Annotated in this window: 12 protein-coding genes; 7 read left to right on the top strand and 5 right to left on the bottom strand. The window is 72.4% G+C overall.

Annotation, left to right across the window (positions count from 1 at the left end; all coding sequences use genetic code 11):
* Window positions 1-13: 13 nt before the first annotated feature.
* Window positions 14-1,297: a DUF1015 domain-containing protein gene (locus OG230_RS07680; RefSeq protein ID WP_328909375.1), complete on the bottom strand. Its 1,284-nt coding sequence runs from the start codon at window positions 1,295-1,297 to the stop codon at window positions 14-16.
* Between the two features lie 71 nt (window positions 1,298-1,368).
* Here OG230_RS07680 and OG230_RS07675 point away from each other — a divergent pair, with 71 nt between their 5' ends.
* A complete protein-coding gene (locus OG230_RS07675) occupies window positions 1,369-2,397 on the top strand; it encodes an HAD-IIA family hydrolase (RefSeq protein WP_328909374.1) in 1,029 nt (342 codons plus the stop codon).
* 175 nt (window positions 2,398-2,572) lie between these two features.
* A complete protein-coding gene (locus OG230_RS07670; RefSeq protein WP_328909373.1) occupies window positions 2,573-3,388 on the top strand; it encodes an ABC transporter ATP-binding protein in 816 nt (271 codons plus the stop codon).
* A 30-nt stretch (window positions 3,389-3,418) separates the two neighbouring features.
* Here the strand turns inward: OG230_RS07670 and OG230_RS07665 are convergent, their stop codons facing one another.
* Window positions 3,419-3,766: an SCP2 sterol-binding domain-containing protein gene (locus tag OG230_RS07665; RefSeq protein WP_328909372.1), complete on the bottom strand. Its 348-nt coding sequence runs from the start codon at window positions 3,764-3,766 to the stop codon at window positions 3,419-3,421.
* 44 nt (window positions 3,767-3,810) lie between these two features.
* Here OG230_RS07665 and OG230_RS07660 point away from each other — a divergent pair, with 44 nt between their 5' ends.
* The 5 genes from OG230_RS07660 (at window position 3,811) to OG230_RS07640 (ending at window position 9,140) form a co-directional block, all read left to right on the top strand.
* Entirely contained in the window at window positions 3,811-4,113 is a 303-nt protein-coding gene (locus tag OG230_RS07660; protein ID WP_443051510.1) for a hypothetical protein, read from the top strand.
* 7 nt (window positions 4,114-4,120) lie between these two features.
* Window positions 4,121-4,936 carry a TlyA family RNA methyltransferase gene (locus OG230_RS07655; protein WP_328909371.1) on the top strand — a complete coding sequence of 272 codons (816 nt, stop codon included), beginning with the start codon at window positions 4,121-4,123 and terminating at the stop codon, window positions 4,934-4,936.
* A complete protein-coding gene (locus OG230_RS07650) occupies window positions 4,933-5,838 on the top strand; it encodes an NAD kinase (protein ID WP_328909370.1) in 906 nt (301 codons plus the stop codon). The genes OG230_RS07655 and OG230_RS07650 overlap by 4 nt, the downstream gene beginning before the upstream one ends.
* Before the next feature lie 96 nt (window positions 5,839-5,934).
* Window positions 5,935-7,680: a DNA repair protein RecN gene (gene recN / locus OG230_RS07645; protein ID WP_328909369.1), complete on the top strand. Its 1,746-nt coding sequence runs from the start codon at window positions 5,935-5,937 to the stop codon at window positions 7,678-7,680.
* Window positions 7,681-8,045: 365 nt separating this feature from the next.
* The gene (locus OG230_RS07640) at window positions 8,046-9,140 is read left to right on the top strand and encodes a glycosyltransferase family 4 protein (RefSeq protein WP_328909368.1); all 1,095 of its coding nucleotides are present in this window, start codon (window positions 8,046-8,048) and stop codon (window positions 9,138-9,140) included.
* Between the two features lie 31 nt (window positions 9,141-9,171).
* On the opposite strand, the gene OG230_RS07635 is transcribed toward OG230_RS07640, so the two are convergent.
* The 3 genes from OG230_RS07635 to OG230_RS07625 form a co-directional block, all read right to left on the bottom strand.
* The gene (locus OG230_RS07635) at window positions 9,172-10,797 is read right to left on the bottom strand and encodes a PucR family transcriptional regulator (protein ID WP_328909367.1); all 1,626 of its coding nucleotides are present in this window, start codon (window positions 10,795-10,797) and stop codon (window positions 9,172-9,174) included.
* A gap of 188 nt (window positions 10,798-10,985) precedes the next feature.
* Window positions 10,986-12,371 carry an FAD-binding oxidoreductase gene (locus OG230_RS07630; protein ID WP_328909366.1) on the bottom strand — a complete coding sequence of 462 codons (1,386 nt, stop codon included), beginning with the start codon at window positions 12,369-12,371 and terminating at the stop codon, window positions 10,986-10,988.
* A 246-nt stretch (window positions 12,372-12,617) separates the two neighbouring features.
* Entirely contained in the window at window positions 12,618-14,426 is a 1,809-nt protein-coding gene (locus OG230_RS07625; protein ID WP_328911336.1) for a glycoside hydrolase family 15 protein, read from the bottom strand.
* Between the last annotated feature and the right edge of the window lie 151 nt (window positions 14,427-14,577).

The following is a 14,577-nucleotide window of genomic DNA, read 5'->3' as shown; positions in this document are numbered from 1 at the left end:
GTTTGTGGCCCGGTCAGTCGCGTTCGAGGTCGAGGCTGCGCAGCACGATGCCCGAGGCCGGCTTGGGGCCGAACGATGTCGATTTCCGCGGCATGGTGACACCCTGCCGGGCCAGGTCACGGACGACTTCTTCCCGTACCGGGTGGAGCAGAACCGCCGTGGCGTTGTTGCGTTCGGCCTGCTCGACCGCGGCGGCGGTGTCGTGGATGTACGCGATGTGTTCCGGGGCGTCGGGGATCTGCCAGACGTGGTCGAGCAGGGTGGAGTGCAGGACCGTGGCGTCCAGCGTCCGCCATGCCAGGGGACGGTCGGACGGCACGGTACGGGTCAGGAGGGCCTCGTCCGGACGGTCGACCAGATGGAAGCCTCCGTCGCCCGCGAGCAGGAAAGCGTTGCCTTCGGCCCTGGCTCCGGCGAGGGCGTCGAGCGCGTGGGGGAGCGGGCCCTCGACGCTCCGGATGCGGAAGAGACCGTCCAGGGCGGCGAGTGCGTCGGCGACCGGGAGACCGTGCAGCAGCCGGTGGATGGCGCGGACCTGGAGCGGGTAGCGGGCCGTGTCGACGAGGAGGACCAGCCCGAAGTCCCAGGGGCCGGGACCGGTCTGTTCCTGCTGGAGTCGGAGGTAGGTGGCCCAGCGGTGGTGGCCGTCGGCGATCAGCGCCTGGTGACGGGTGAGATCCGTCTCGATCTCGTCGCGTTCCGCGGGGTCCGTGACGGCCCAGAGGCGGTGGCTGAACCCGTCCTCCGTCGTCGTGGCGAGGAGCGGCGGACGCGCCACCGTCCGCTCGATCACGGCGGTCGTGCCCGTACGCCGTCCGTCGCTGCGGTAGGTGAGCAGCAGGGGTTCCAGATGGGCCGCCGTCGTGCGCATCAGGTCGGCCCGGTCCTCGACGACATGGGCCATGACGTCCTCGTGCGGAAGCACGATGCCGTCGGCGGCGGGTGAGAGTGCGAGGGCGCCGATCAGACCGCGCTGCAGGATCTCGCTATTGCGCTGCTCGTAGACGTACAGGGCAGGTGCCGGGTCGGGCGCGAGGACGCCCTCGGCGAGCCAGTGGCCGAGCGTCTGGGCGGCCTGCTCATGACGGGCCGCGGCCGTGTCCGCCTGCGGCAGGATCAGCCTGACGATGTTGTGCGGGTCCGCCGACTCCAGGTGGTGGAGTCCGTCGGGCCTGACGACGACGTCGTACGGCGGTGAGGTCACCGCGGCGAGGCTGCCGACCCGCTCGGGGACGTAGCGAAGTCCACGGAACGGGATCAGACGCAGCCCCTGTTCGGCGGGACCTGATGTGTTCATTTCTGCATCGTATGTGCGCTCCGCGCATGCGCGATGATCGGGGGAGAGGCATGAATGAGGAGCGTATGCATATGAGTCAGCAGTACACGTCCCGGCCGCTCGGGAGCAGCGCGGCACTGAGCGAGGCGTACGACACGGCCCTGCTCGATCTCGACGGGGTGGTGTACGCCGGCGGTCACGCCATCGTCCATGCCGTCGAGGCGCTGGGCACCGCGCGCAAGGGCGGGATGCATCTCGCCTATGTGACGAACAACGCGCTCCGCACGCCGGACGCGGTGGCGGAGCATCTGACCGAGCTGGGCGTGCCCGCCGAGGCCGCCGACGTGATCACCTCCGCGCAGGCGGTGGCCCGGCTGATGGCGGATCAGCTGCCGTCCGGTGCGCGGGTGCTGGTGATCGGCGGGGAGGGGCTGCGGGTCGCCCTGCGCGAGCGCGGTCTGGTGCCCGTGGAGTCCGCGGACGACGAGCCGGTGGCCGTGGTGCAGGGGTACGGCGGTCCGGACCTGGCGTGGGGGCGTCTGGCCGAGGCGAGCTACGCGGTCGCGCGCGGGCTGCCGTGGTTCGCGTCCAACACCGATCTGACGATTCCGAGTGCCCGTGGCATCGCGCCGGGCAACGGCGCCGCGGTGGAGGTCGTACGGATCGCCACGGGTGCCGAGCCGCAGGTCGCGGGGAAGCCGTTGCCCCCGATGCACCGCGAGACGGTTCTGCGGACCGGGGCCGAGCGGCCGTTGGTCGTCGGGGACCGGCTGGACACGGACATCGAGGGTGCGTTCAACGGGGGCGTCGACTCGCTGCTCGTACTCACGGGGGTGACGGACGCCGCCCGGCTGCTGGCCGCCGAGCCGCGGTACCGGCCGACGTATGTGGACCGGGACCTGCGGGGACTGCTCACCGGCCAGCCCGAGGTCACGGTCGAGGACGGCGCCGTGCGCTGCGGCGGCTGGAGCGCGGCCGTGCGGGAGGACGAACTGGTGCTGGAGGGCGAGGGCGACGAACTGGACGGTCTGCGGGCGCTCTGCGGGGCTGCCTGGACGTACGCGGGCGAGGGTTCGTGCGGCCTGGACGCGGGGAAGGTGCTTGCGAGACTGGGGCTGTAGGGCCCGGTCGGGGGCGGCCCCGCGTGCCGTGCGGCGGCTCCCCGGGGTGTGACCGGGGGAGCCCGCATGGTAGGAGGGTAGGCTAACCTAACTTGTTGTCGGCCGACGTGGCTCCCGGCCGGCCACGGGGCCGGTCGCCTCGCACAGGACGCCCACCGACTCCGGGAGTACGACCATGCAGCGCCTCACCGCAGACTCGGTGACCCTCGGCTACGACCAGCGGGTCATCGCCGAGGACCTCTCGGTCGAGATACCCGACAATTCCTTCACGGTGATCGTCGGCCCCAACGCCTGCGGGAAGTCGACCCTGCTGCGTGCGCTGTCCCGGATGCTGAAGCCGAGCCAGGGGCAGGTTCTCCTCGACGGGCAGTCCATCCACGCGATGCCCGCCAAGAAGGTCGCGAAGCTGCTCGGGCTGCTGCCCCAGACCTCGATCGCCCCGGACGGCATCACCGTCTCGGACCTCGTCGCGCGCGGTCGCTATCCCCACCAGGGCCTGCTGCGGCAGTGGTCGCCCGAGGACGAGCGCGTCGTCGTGGAGTCCATGGCGTCCACGGGCGTCGGTGAACTCGCCGGTCGCTATGTCGACGAATTGTCCGGCGGGCAGCGTCAGCGTGTCTGGATCGCGATGGCCCTCGCCCAGCAGACCCCGCTGCTGCTGCTCGACGAGCCGACGACGTACCTCGACATCCAGCACCAGATCGACGTGCTCGACCTGTGCGCCGAACTGCACGAGACCCGCGGGCGCACCCTGGTCGCCGTCCTGCACGACCTGAACCACGCCGCGCGGTACGCCACGCACCTCATCGCCATGCGCGGGGGCCGGATCGTGGCGGAGGGGCCGCCGGCCGAGATCGTGACGGCGGAGCTCGTCGAGGAGGTGTTCGGGATGCGATGCCAGGTCATCGACGATCCCGAGACGGGCACGCCCCTGGTGGTACCCGCCGCGCGGAAGGCACGGGCGGAGCTCAGGACCTCGGCGGGAGCCTGACCCGGCGGCCGGGCCGCGCCCGGCGCGGCCCTAGAGCAGGGATCTGAGCTTCAGGAGATCCCGGAAGCCGGCCTCCAGGCGGACCCGGCCCGAACCCCACGCCTTCGCGAAGTTCAGCTCGCCGTCCACCATCGCCACCAGGTCGTCACCGGTCATCGCCAGCCGGATCTGCGCCTTCTCGGGTGGCGGGCCCTCGACGGTGTCGAGAACGGTGATCCGGCCGGCCTTCAGCCGCCCCGTGAAGGTCACGTCGAGATCCCTGATGTGACAGCTCAGCGACCGGTCGAGGTCTGCGGCGCTGCGCACGTCCCCATCGGCCCCGGTGAGGTTGTCGGAAAGTCTGTCGAGTGCGCTGCGGCACTCCGCCATGGTCGCCATATCGCCATCGACGCTACCTCAGCCCTTCGGGGTAGCGTTTCGGCATGAGCGACGACTGGATGCCGGGGCCGGAGACGGCGCCCGGGAGCACTCCCGGGGAACCGGAACCGGCTGCCCCGCCCTCCTTGGGGCCCGCGGCGCCCACGCCCCTGGGTGTCGCGCGCACCCCCACGGGGAACGCCGGGGTGGACGCGGAGCTGGAGCGTCTGGCCGATGCGGACCACCTCCCGGCGGACGGGCACACCGAGGTGTACGAGGATGTACACCGTGGGCTGCGCGATGCGCTGACCGCACTGGACGCCCGGCCCGCACCCGCGCCGATGGCCCCGTACAACCACAGGAGCTGAACCGAACGTGGCAGGAGTGGCACGTCGCCGCCTCGACGCCGAGCTGGTACGCCGTAATCTCGCCCGCTCTCGCGAGCACGCGAGCCAGCTGATCGCAGCGGGGCGGGTGACCGTCGGTGGCACCACCGCGACCAAACCCGCCACGCAGGTCGAGACCAGCGCCGCGGTCGTCGTCACGAAGGACGACAGCGACCCGGAGTACGTCTCGCGCGGCGGGCACAAACTGGCCGGAGCACTCGCCGCCTTCGTGCCCCTGGGGCTGAAGGTGGAGGGGCGGCGGGCGCTGGACGCCGGGGCGTCGACCGGTGGCTTCACCGACGTACTCCTGCGGGCCGGAGCCGACCATGTCGTCGCCGTCGACGTCGGTTACGGCCAGCTCGCCTGGTCGCTGCAGTCCGATGAACGCGTCACCGTCAAGGACCGTACCAACGTGCGGGAGTTGACGTTGGAGCAGATCGACGGAACGCCGGTGGACCTGGTGGTGGGCGATCTGTCGTTCATCCCACTGGGACTCGTGCTGCCCGCTCTCGCGCGCTGCGCCGCCCCCGACGCGGACCTGGTCCTCATGGTCAAGCCGCAGTTCGAGGTGGGCAAGGAACGGCTCGGCAGCGGCGGCGTGGTCCGCAGTCCCGAACTGCGGGCCGAGGCGGTACGCGAAGTGGCGCGCCGGGCCGGACTGCTGGGCCTGGGGGTGCGGGGCGTGACGGCAAGTCCGCTGCCGGGCCCCTCGGGGAACGTCGAGTACTTTCTGTGGCTGCGGGCCGGAGCACCCGAGCTCGATCCCGCGGATGTCGACCGTGCAGTGGCGGAGGGGCCTCGTTGACGACGAATACGGCACGAACAGTATTTCTTCTCGCGCACACCGGCCGGCCGGCCGCGATCCGGAGCGCCGAACTCGTCGTGCAGGGACTGCTCCGCAACGGTCTCGGCGTGCGGGTGCTGGCCCACGAGGCGGCCGATCTGCCGTTGCCGCCCGAGGTCGAGATCGTCAGCGAGACGGGCCCCGCCGCGGTGGACGGCTGTGAGCTGCTCATCGTCCTCGGCGGGGACGGCACACTGCTGCGCGGCGCCGAGATCTCCCGGGCCTCCGGGGTACCGATGCTCGGCGTCAACCTCGGCCGGGTCGGATTCCTCGCCGAGGCCGAGCGGGACGACCTGGACCAGGTGGTCGACCGGGTCGTCACCCGCGCCTACCAGGTCGAGGAACGCATGACGCTCGACGTCCTCGTGCACAGCAACGGCGACATCGTGCACTCCGACTGGGCGCTCAACGAGGCGGCCGTGCAGAAGGTGTCGCCGGACCGGATGCTCGAAGTCGTCCTGGAGATCGACGGCCGGCCGGTCACCGGGTTCGGCTGCGACGGCATCGTCTGCGCGACCCCGACCGGATCGACCGCGTACGCGTTCTCGGCGGGCGGCCCCGTCGTCTGGCCGGAGGTCGAGGCGCTGCTCATGGTGCCGATCAGCGCCCACGCGCTGTTCGCCAAACCGCTCGTGACCTCCCCGACCTCGGTGCTCGCCGTCGAGGTCCAGCCGCACACGCCGCACGGGGTGCTGTGGTGCGACGGGCGCAGGACCGTGGAGCTGCCCGCCGGGGCGCGGGTCGAGGTACGGCGCGGGGCGGTGCCCGTACGGCTGGCACGGCTGCACCAGGCGTCCTTCACGGACCGGCTCGTCGCCAAGTTCGCGCTGCCCGTCTCGGGGTGGCGGGGAGCGCCCCACTGACCCTCCGGACACCCCCTGTCGTCACCGTCCCGCGCACCGGAGAGTGAATCGGGGACCGGGCCCCGTCGCATACCGGGGTCCGGACCTCGTAAGGTCGTGTCCGTGTTGGAGGAGATGCGGATACGGTCGCTCGGAGTCATCGACGACGCGGTGGTGGAGCTGTCACCCGGTTTCACCGCGGTGACGGGCGAGACCGGCGCGGGCAAGACCATGGTCGTCACCAGCCTGGGGCTGCTGCTCGGCGGGCGCGCCGACCCTGCCCTGGTGCGGGTCGGGGCCAAGGCCGCGGTCGTCGAAGGACGGATCACGGTGTCCGAGGGCGACGCGGCGGCGCTGCGTGCCGAGGAGGCCGGGGCGGAACTCGACGACGGTGCGCTGCTCATCAGCCGTACCGTTTCGGCGGAGGGGCGTTCCCGCGCCCATCTGGGCGGCCGGTCCGTGCCCGTCGGGGTGCTGGCCGAACTCGCCGACGAACTCGTCGCCGTGCACGGCCAGACCGACCAGCAGGGGCTTCTCAAGCCCGCCCGCCAGCGGCAGGCCCTCGACCGGTACGCGGGCGACGGCGTCGACGTGCCCCATGCCACCTACGCCTCCGCCTACCGGCGGCTGCGCGCGGTGGCCGCGGAACTCGACGAGCTGACCACGCGGGCCCGTGAACGGGCCCAGGAGGCGGACCTGTTGCGCTTCGGCCTCAACGAGGTCGCCGCCGTCGACCCCCGGCCGGGTGAGGACGTCGAGCTGGCCTCGGAGGCGGAACGGCTCGGCCACGCCGACGCGCTCGCCTCCGCCGCGTCCCTCGCGCACGGGGCGCTCGCGGGCAATCCCGAGGACCAGGAAGGTGTCGACGCCACGACCGTGGTCGCGGCGGCGGGCCGGTCCCTGGAGGCCGTACGGGCCCACGATCCGGCGCTGGCCGGACTCGCCGACCGGATCGGGGAGATCTCGATCCTGCTGGCCGACGTGGCGGGAGAGCTGGCCGGGTACGCCGACCAGCTGGAATCCGATCCGCTGCGGCTCGCCGCGGTCGAGGAGCGCCGCGCGGCGCTCACCGCGCTCACCCGCAAATACGGCGAGGACGTCGCCGCGGTCCTGGCCTGGGCCGAGGACGGCGCCGCCCGGCTCACCGAGCTGGAGGGCGACGACGACCGGATCGGCGAGCTCACGGCGGAGCGCGACGCGCTGCGCGGCGAACTCTCCGCTCTCGGACAGGCGCTGACGGACGCGCGTACGGAGGCAGCGGAGCGTTTCGCCGGGGCCGTGACCGCGGAACTGGCCTCGCTCGCGATGCCGCACGCCCGGGTCTCGTTCGAGATCAGGCAGACCGAGGCGCCGGACGAGGCGTCCGGCATCGACGTCGGCGGGCGGAGCGTCCTCTACGGTCCGTCCGGCGCGGACGAGGTCGAACTGCTCCTGGCCCCGCACCCCGGTGCCCAGCCCCGGCCGATCGCCAAGGGCGCGTCGGGCGGTGAGCTGTCCCGCGTGATGCTCGCCGTCGAGGTGGTGTTCGCGGGGTCCGCCCCCGTGCCGACGTACCTCTTCGACGAGGTCGACGCGGGGGTCGGCGGCAAGGCGGCGGTCGAGGTCGGCCGGCGCCTGGCGAAGCTCGCCCGGTCGGCGCAGGTCGTGGTCGTGACCCACCTGCCCCAGGTGGCGGCGTTCGCGGACCGGCAGCTGCTGGTCGAGAAGACGGTCGACGGTTCCGTGACCAGGAGCGGTGTCACCGTCCTGGAGGGCGAGGACCGGGTCAGGGAGCTGTCGCGGATGCTCGCGGGCCAGGAGGACTCGGAGACGGCCCGTGCGCACGCCGAGGAGCTGCTGGCCTCGGCGCGGGCGGACGGTTAGGTCGTGTCCGCAAAGTCTCGTCTGGCCTTCGGGTGGACGACGAGACTTTGCGGACGCTCCCTGGCCGGAACGCCGGGAGCCCGGGCGCGAGAACCTCGTGGCCGTGGCTCCTGGGCCGGGGCCCCGACTCGCCCGGCTGTCGCGCGGGCCCGGAAGGGGCGCGGGCAGGGCTGCCGGCCGGACGGAGCGCATGCGTCCGGGCGGCAATAGCGCGCCATTCGTCTCACCCGTGCGAGTGATGCGGTGCGGCTCGTTGTCACCAGCCGCACCGCAGCAACGTTCCGGCGGTCCCGGAACGTGCGTACGGGCTGGCATCCTTGGCGCTGTACAGACCGCCGACTCGGGAGCCCCGGGAGCCATTCAACGTGTCACAGCTGCATACGGTCCAAGTCCTGGGCGGGGGCAGTGCGGGCAGCAGCGCACATGTCAGCTCGCTGTCCGCAGGGCTCGTGGCGAGGGGCGTGCGGGTCACGGTCTGCGCGCCGGCCGAGCTGGACCGCACCTACGACTTCCCCGCCACCGGAGCGCACTTCGCCCCCGTTCCCCGGCGCAGTGACCCCTCCGCCGTCGCGGCGCTGCGTGCCGCCTGCGCGGACGCCGACGTCGTTCACGCCCATGGACTGCACGCGGCGGTACGTGCCGGGCTCGCGCTCAGCGGGCGGCGGACCCCGCTCGTCCTGACCTGGCACACCCGGTCCCATGCCGAGGGTGCCCGGCGCCGGCTGCTGCGCCTGCTGGAGCGAAGGGCCGTCCGTGCGGCGGCCGTTGTCCTCGGCAGCTCGTCGGATCTGGTCGACCGGGCCCGCAGGCGCGGCGCGCGCGACGCCAGGCTCGCACCGGTCGCGGTGCCGGTGGCCCGGTTCCCCGTGAGCATCCACGACGGCAAGGCAAGAGCCGAACTCGGCGCGGTGGAGCGGCCGTTGCTGATGGCCGTGGGCAGTCTCGTGCCGGCCCACGGCTACGACATGCTGCTGGACGCCGCTCGTATGTGGCGGGAGCTCGACCCCGTACCCCTGCTGGTCATCGCGGGGGAGGGGCCGTGCAGGGCGGACCTGCAGCGACGGATCAGGGACGAGCGGCTGCCCGTCGCTCTCATCGGCTGCCGGGAGGACGTCGGTGAACTCCTCGGCGCCGCCGATCTGGTGATCCTGTCCAGCCGTTGGGAAGCCCGCTCGCTCCTGGCCCAGGAAGCGCTGCGGCTCGGTGTTCCCCTCGTCGCCACGGCGGTCGGCGGAGTGCCCGAACTCGTCGGTGACGCGGCCGAACTGGTCCCGTACGGGAACGCCGAAGCGCTCGCCCGCGCCGTGATCCGGCTGCTCGGCGACCCGGAGCGGCGGGAACGGCTGGCTTCCGCGGGACCCGTGCAGGCTGCCGGCTGGCCCACCGAGGACGACACGATCGCGCAAGTGCTCGCCGTGTACGACGAGTTGGCCCAGCCACAGGTGCTTCGCACCCACTGAACCGCCGCCGGGGAAAGGCCGTTGGCGGCGGCTACGAGGCGTGGCGGCGTGCGCGCAGGGCCAGGCTCAGGGCGAGCACCGTCTGCGGGTCGTCCAGATCCGTGCCGAGCAACTCGCCTATGCGGGCCAGCCTGTTGTAGAGCGTCTGCCGGTTCAGATGCAGTTCCCGGGCCGTCTCCGCCTTGCGGCCCGCATGGGCGAGATACGCCTCCAGGGTGGGGAGCAGCGGTGGCCGCGAGGTGCGGTCGTGGTCGCGCAGCGGGCCGATCGCCCGGTCCACGAACGCCGCCAGATCCGGGTGGTCCCGCAGCCGCCACAGCAGCAGGTCGATGTCGAGGCGCCGGGCGTCGTACCACGGGCGGTCACTGAGCCCCTGCGCCGCGGCTGCGGTCTCCGCCGCGTGCCGCAGCCCGGCCCCGGCCGCCGCCCAGCCGCCCGCCACTCCGACCACCACGACCGGCGGATGCGATCCGGCGCGCTCCAGGCCGGCGCGGGCCACGCCCGCCCGCAGCGCCGCGGCGACCCGGTCGGCCACCGCCGTGCGCTCGGTGTCCGAGCGCAGCCCCAGCAGCACCGGCACCCTGCCCTCCACGGGCCGGACGCCGAGCAGGACGGGGACGCCCACCGAGGAGAGCTCCTCCAGGACCGCGCGGGCGAGCAGCGCCCAGTTGCCCGAGGGGGAGAGCTCGGGCGCCAGGCGCATCACCACGGGCAGCAGCGGGGCGTCGCCCGGCTTGAAGCCGAGGACCCGGGCCTGGGCGGGGGCGTCCTCGGGGGTGATCCGGCCCTCGGCGAGGTCGGTCAGGAAGTCACCCCGGCCGCGTGCCGCGAGCTCCTCCTCCTGGCGCGCCTGCATCAGGACGACGGCGATGATGCCGGCGGCCCGTTCGGCAGCCATCCGGTGCACGGGCACCAGCGGGCCGTCCACGGCCAGCAGCACCAGCCTGGCCCGCACCGAACCGGCGCCCGCGCCCCCGCCCGGCACGTCCACCAGCAAGGCACCGGTGGGCGGGGTCTCGCGGGCCGCCCGCCCGCCGCGCATCCCGTCCCAGACCTGGAGCGGATCCGCGCTCGCCGGGCGGGCCCCGGTGCCCGCCGCGTACAGCAACTGGCCGTCGGCGGTCTCCAGGAAGACCGGGTTGGCGGTGAAGTCCGCCAGGATGCCGAGCACCTGCGGCACGCCTCCGCCGCCCAGCAGCGCGTGCGTACAGCGCCTGTGCACCTCCTCGGCCTGCTGGAGGAGCGCGTAGTGCCCGTTGACGATCTCGGTGTGGACCTCCTCGGTCACCGCGACGAACGGCACCTCGCGGTGCAGCTGTACGAGCGGCAGACCGGCCGCGCGTGCGGCGTCCACGATGGACGCGGGCAGCCGGCTGAAGCGCGGCCCCAGCTCCACCACGAGGGCGGCTATGCCGCGGTCGGCGAGCCTGCGGACGAAGGCCCGCTGCTCGGCGGGACGGGTGCCGAGCCCCAGGCCGGTGGTGAGCAGCAGTTCGCCGCCCTTGAGGAGCGACGCGATGTTGGGCACCTCGCCGGCGTGCACCCAGCGCACCGTACGGTTCAGCCGGTCCGCGCCGGCCACGACCTCCGGGAGTCCGCCGCGCAGCCCAGGGAGCTCCAGCGCGCGCTGCACGGTTATTCCGCCTTGGGTCTCCACTGGCTGAGCCCTCACGCTTCCACTCGGGTCCGACGGGCTGTCGCCCTGACCAGGAAGTTACCGGGCGAATGGGGCCGTGAACATCGACGGGGCCGGTCCGCCCGGACGCGGGGAGGGCACCCCCTGGACAACTCGTCGTGTGTGCGGGCGGTTTGCCCGCCGTTCTGTCGGTATGGCGTGCGTCACATCTATGCGGCCGGCTTGATGTTGTGGTTGAGGTGGAACACGTTGTCGGGGTCGTAGACGGCCTTGACCGCGGCAAGCCGTGCGTAGTTCTCGGCGCCGACGCCCTCGACGACCCGGTCCGATCCCTCGTTCCCGATGAAGTTCAGGTACACGGCGCCACCGGACCAGGGCCGCATGTCGGCGCGCACGTCGCGTACCCACTGGGTGCCGCGCGTGTCGTCGGACGGGCTCTCCCAGACGCCGAAGGGGTGCACGGCCCAGGGCGCGTGGCGCCACGGCAGCGGATAACCGGAGGTGTTGCGGGACACCGCGCCGCCCATCGGGAACAGCACGTGCTGGGTCGCCGAGGGCATCGGAATGTCCGCCGCGCGGGCGCAGAACACGTCCACCGCCTCGTCCGGGAAGCTGTCCAGATACTCGGCGGACCAGTAGTTCCGCATGCCCGGCGGGTCGTCCAGCATGCACTGGAGATCCGCGTACGGAAGTTCGGCGACGACTTCGGCCTCGCGGCGGAGGGCGAGCAGCGGGGCCGCCACGGCGTGGGCCTCTGCCTCCGGGCCCGCGAAGGTGAACAGCGTCGCGCAGAGCTGCGTACCGACCAGGTGCTCGGGTACGAAGTCCTCGGGCGGGGCGGTCATGTAGAGGCAGCCGCCGCCCGCCTCGTCCGGCGCCGACTCCATCACGTCGCGGAAGGTCTCCACGACCTGGCGGCCGTCCTCCGGGCGGTGGAGCAGCATGGCGATGCTCATCGCGGGCAGCTCGTGCAGTTCGAGGGTGAGGGAGGTGGCGACACCGAAGTTCCCGCCGCCGCCGTGCAGGGCCCAGAAGAGTTCGGGGTTCTCGTCGACGCTCGCGTGCACCGTGTCGCCGTCGGCGGTGACCAGCTCGACGGCCAGCAGGTTGTCGCAGGCCAGGCCGAACTTGCGCTCCAGCCAGCCGGAACCTCCGCCGAGGGTGAAGCCCCCGACGCCGGTGGTCGAGACCCGGCCGCCGGTGGTCGCCAGGCCGTACGGCTGGGTGGCCCGGTCCAGGTCGCTCATGATGGCGCCGCCGCCGACCCGCGCCGCCCGGGAAGCCGGGTCGACCGTCACGTCGTTCATACGGCGCAGGTCGACGACGAGTCCGCCTTCGCTCAACGACGTACCGGCGACGCTGTGGCCACCGCCGCGCACGGCGATCTCCAGGCCGTGGGCGCGGGCGAAGCGCAGGGCGTGCGCCACGTCGGCGGCTGACTCGCACTGGGCGATGACCGAGGGACGCCGGTCGATCATCCCGTTGTATACGGTGCGCGCTTCGTCGTAGCCCGCGTCGGCGGGTGTGAGCGCGTCTCCCGCAAGTTCCTCACGAAGGCCGGTGAGGTCGGCTTCGGCTGTGCTGCGGGGCGCCATCGAGGGCCCCCTTCCGGAGGCGTGACAGGACAGTCCAAGCGTATTACCGCTTGCCCGTACCGGCCGTTCGGCACCTGTCCTGCCACCGCATCCCGCCCGCGGGACCGAAGGGTCAGCAGTGGACCGCCTTCGTTTCGATGTCCGTCAGGCTGTGATTGCGTCAGTACCGGAATGCCCCGGCCGTCCGTATGAGGGACGGCCGGGGCATTCCGGTCCACAAGAGGCCGGTATCACCGGGCCGTGTGTTCAGCCGACGTACGCCCCGCTCGCCGTCAGCCGCAGGGCCGTGTCGATCAGCGGCACGTGACTGAACGCCTGCGGGAAGTTGCCCACCTGGCGCTGCAGCCTGGGGTCCCACTCCTCGGCGAGCAGGCCGAGGTCGTTGCGGAGCGAGAGCAGCTTCTCGAAGAGCCGGCGCGCCTCGTCGACCCGTCCGATCATCGCGAGGTCGTCCGCCAGCCAGAACGAACACGCCAGGAACGCGCCCTCGTCGCCCTCCAGCCCGTCCACGCCGGCGTTCTCACCCGCGGTCGGGTAGCGCAGGACGAAGCCGTCCTCCGTCGACAGCTCCCGCTGGATCGCCTCGATCGTGCCGATGACCCGCTTGTCGTCCGGCGGCAGGAAGCCCATCTGCGGAATGAGCAGCAGGGACGCGTCCAGCTCCTTCGAGCCGTAGGACTGGGTGAAGGTGTTGCGGTCCCTGTCGTAGCCCCGCTCGCAGACATCGCGGTGGATGTCGTCACGCAGCTCGCGCCAGCGCTCCAGCGGCCCGTCGGTGTCCCCGGACTCGATCAGCTTGATGGTGCGGTCGACCGCGACCCAGGCCATCACCTTGGAGTGCACGAAGTGGCGGCGCGGCCCGCGCACCTCCCAGATGCCCTCGTCGGGCTCGTCCCAGTGCTTCTCCAGGTACTCGATCAGCTTGAGCTGGAGCCCCACCGCGTAGTCGTTGCGGGTCAGGCCGGTCATGTGCGCCAGGTGCAGCGCCTCGGTGACCTCGCCGTACACATCGAGCTGGAGCTGTCCGGCCGCCCCGTTGCCGACGCGGACCGGGCCGGAGTTCTCGTATCCGGGCAGCCAGTCCAGCTCCGCCTCGCCGAGCTCCCGTTCACCCGCGATCCCGTACATGATCTGCAGGTTCTCCGGGTCGCCCGCGACGGCCCGCAGCAGCCACTCGCGCCAGGCGCGGGCCTCCTCGCGGTAGCCGGTGCGCAGCAGCGAGGAGAGGGTGATGGCGGCGTCGCGCAGCCAGGTGTAGCGGTAGTCCCAGTTCCGTACGCCCCCGATCTCCTCCGGGAGGGAGGTCGTCGGGGCCGCCACGATGCCGCCGGTGGGCGCGTACGTGAGGGCCTTGAGCGTGATCAGCGAGCGGACCACGGCTTCCCGGTAGGGCCCGTGGTACGTGCACTGGTCGACCCACTCGCGCCAGAACTGCTCCGTCGCCTCCAGGGATCCTTCGGGGTCGGGCAGGGCCGGGGGCTCGCGGTGCGAGGGCTGCCAGCTGATCGTGAGCGCGACCCGGTCACCCGGTCCCACGGTGAAGTCGGAGTACGTCGTCAGGTTCTTGCCGTAGGTCTCGGCCGGAGTGTCCAGCCAGACCGAGTCGGGACCGGCGACGGCGACGGTGCGGCCGTCGACCTTGTGCACCCAGGGCGTGACCCGGCCGTAGCTGAACCGCATGCGCAGTTCCGAGCGCATCGGCACCCGGCCGCTCACGCCCTCCACGATCCGGATCAGTTGCGGCGCGCCGTCACGCGGCGGCATGAAATCGGTCACGCGGACGGTGCCGCGCGGCGTGTCCCACTCCGATTCCAGGATGAGGGAGTCCCCTCGGTAGCGGCGACGGTCCGCGAAAGACGGCGGAGTCCCCTCACCGGTCGCCGGAGCCAGACGCCAGAAGCCGTGCTCCTCGGTGCCAAGCAGTCCTGCGAAGACGGCGTGTGAATCGAAGCGGGGCAGGCACAGCCAGTCGGCCGTGCCGTCCCGGCAGACCAGGGCAGCGGTCTGCATGTCTCCGATGAGTGCGTAATCCTCGATGCGCCCGGCCACGTGCATCTCCAGTCGAACGGCCATGTCGCCCCGAGGGGCGCTTACTGCGGGTCAAGGGTCGTTGTGGAAGAACCGACGAGATCTCGCACCGGCCGAACGGGCGGGGGTGGCGCCGCCGGCCGGCCTATTCGGCAGCGAGTGTCCGAGCAGGATACGA

This window comes from Streptomyces sp. NBC_00234 (genome assembly GCF_036195325.1).
GTDB lineage: Bacteria > Actinomycetota > Actinomycetes > Streptomycetales > Streptomycetaceae > Streptomyces.
Note: the sequence above shows the minus strand (reverse complement) of the source record. Positions and strands in the feature narration are given on the sequence as shown.

What these genes read in the sequence shown, in the direction of transcription:
- OG230_RS07675 (WP_328909374.1), top strand. Translation starts at nt 1,369, where the DNA reads ATGAGTCAGCAGTACACGTCCCGGCCGCTCGGGAGCAGCGCGGCACTG.
- OG230_RS07660 (WP_443051510.1), top strand. Translation starts at nt 3,811, where the DNA reads ATGAGCGACGACTGGATGCCGGGGCCGGAGACGGCGCCCGGGAGCACT.
- OG230_RS07625 (WP_328911336.1), bottom strand. Translation starts at nt 14,426, where the DNA reads ATGCACGTGGCCGGGCGCATCGAGGATTACGCACTCATCGGAGACATG.
- OG230_RS07630 (WP_328909366.1), bottom strand. Translation starts at nt 12,371, where the DNA reads ATGGCGCCCCGCAGCACAGCCGAAGCCGACCTCACCGGCCTTCGTGAG.
- OG230_RS07670 (WP_328909373.1), top strand. Translation starts at nt 2,573, where the DNA reads ATGCAGCGCCTCACCGCAGACTCGGTGACCCTCGGCTACGACCAGCGG.
- OG230_RS07680 (WP_328909375.1), bottom strand. Translation starts at nt 1,297, where the DNA reads ATGAACACATCAGGTCCCGCCGAACAGGGGCTGCGTCTGATCCCGTTC.
- OG230_RS07665 (WP_328909372.1), bottom strand. Translation starts at nt 3,766, where the DNA reads ATGGCGACCATGGCGGAGTGCCGCAGCGCACTCGACAGACTTTCCGAC.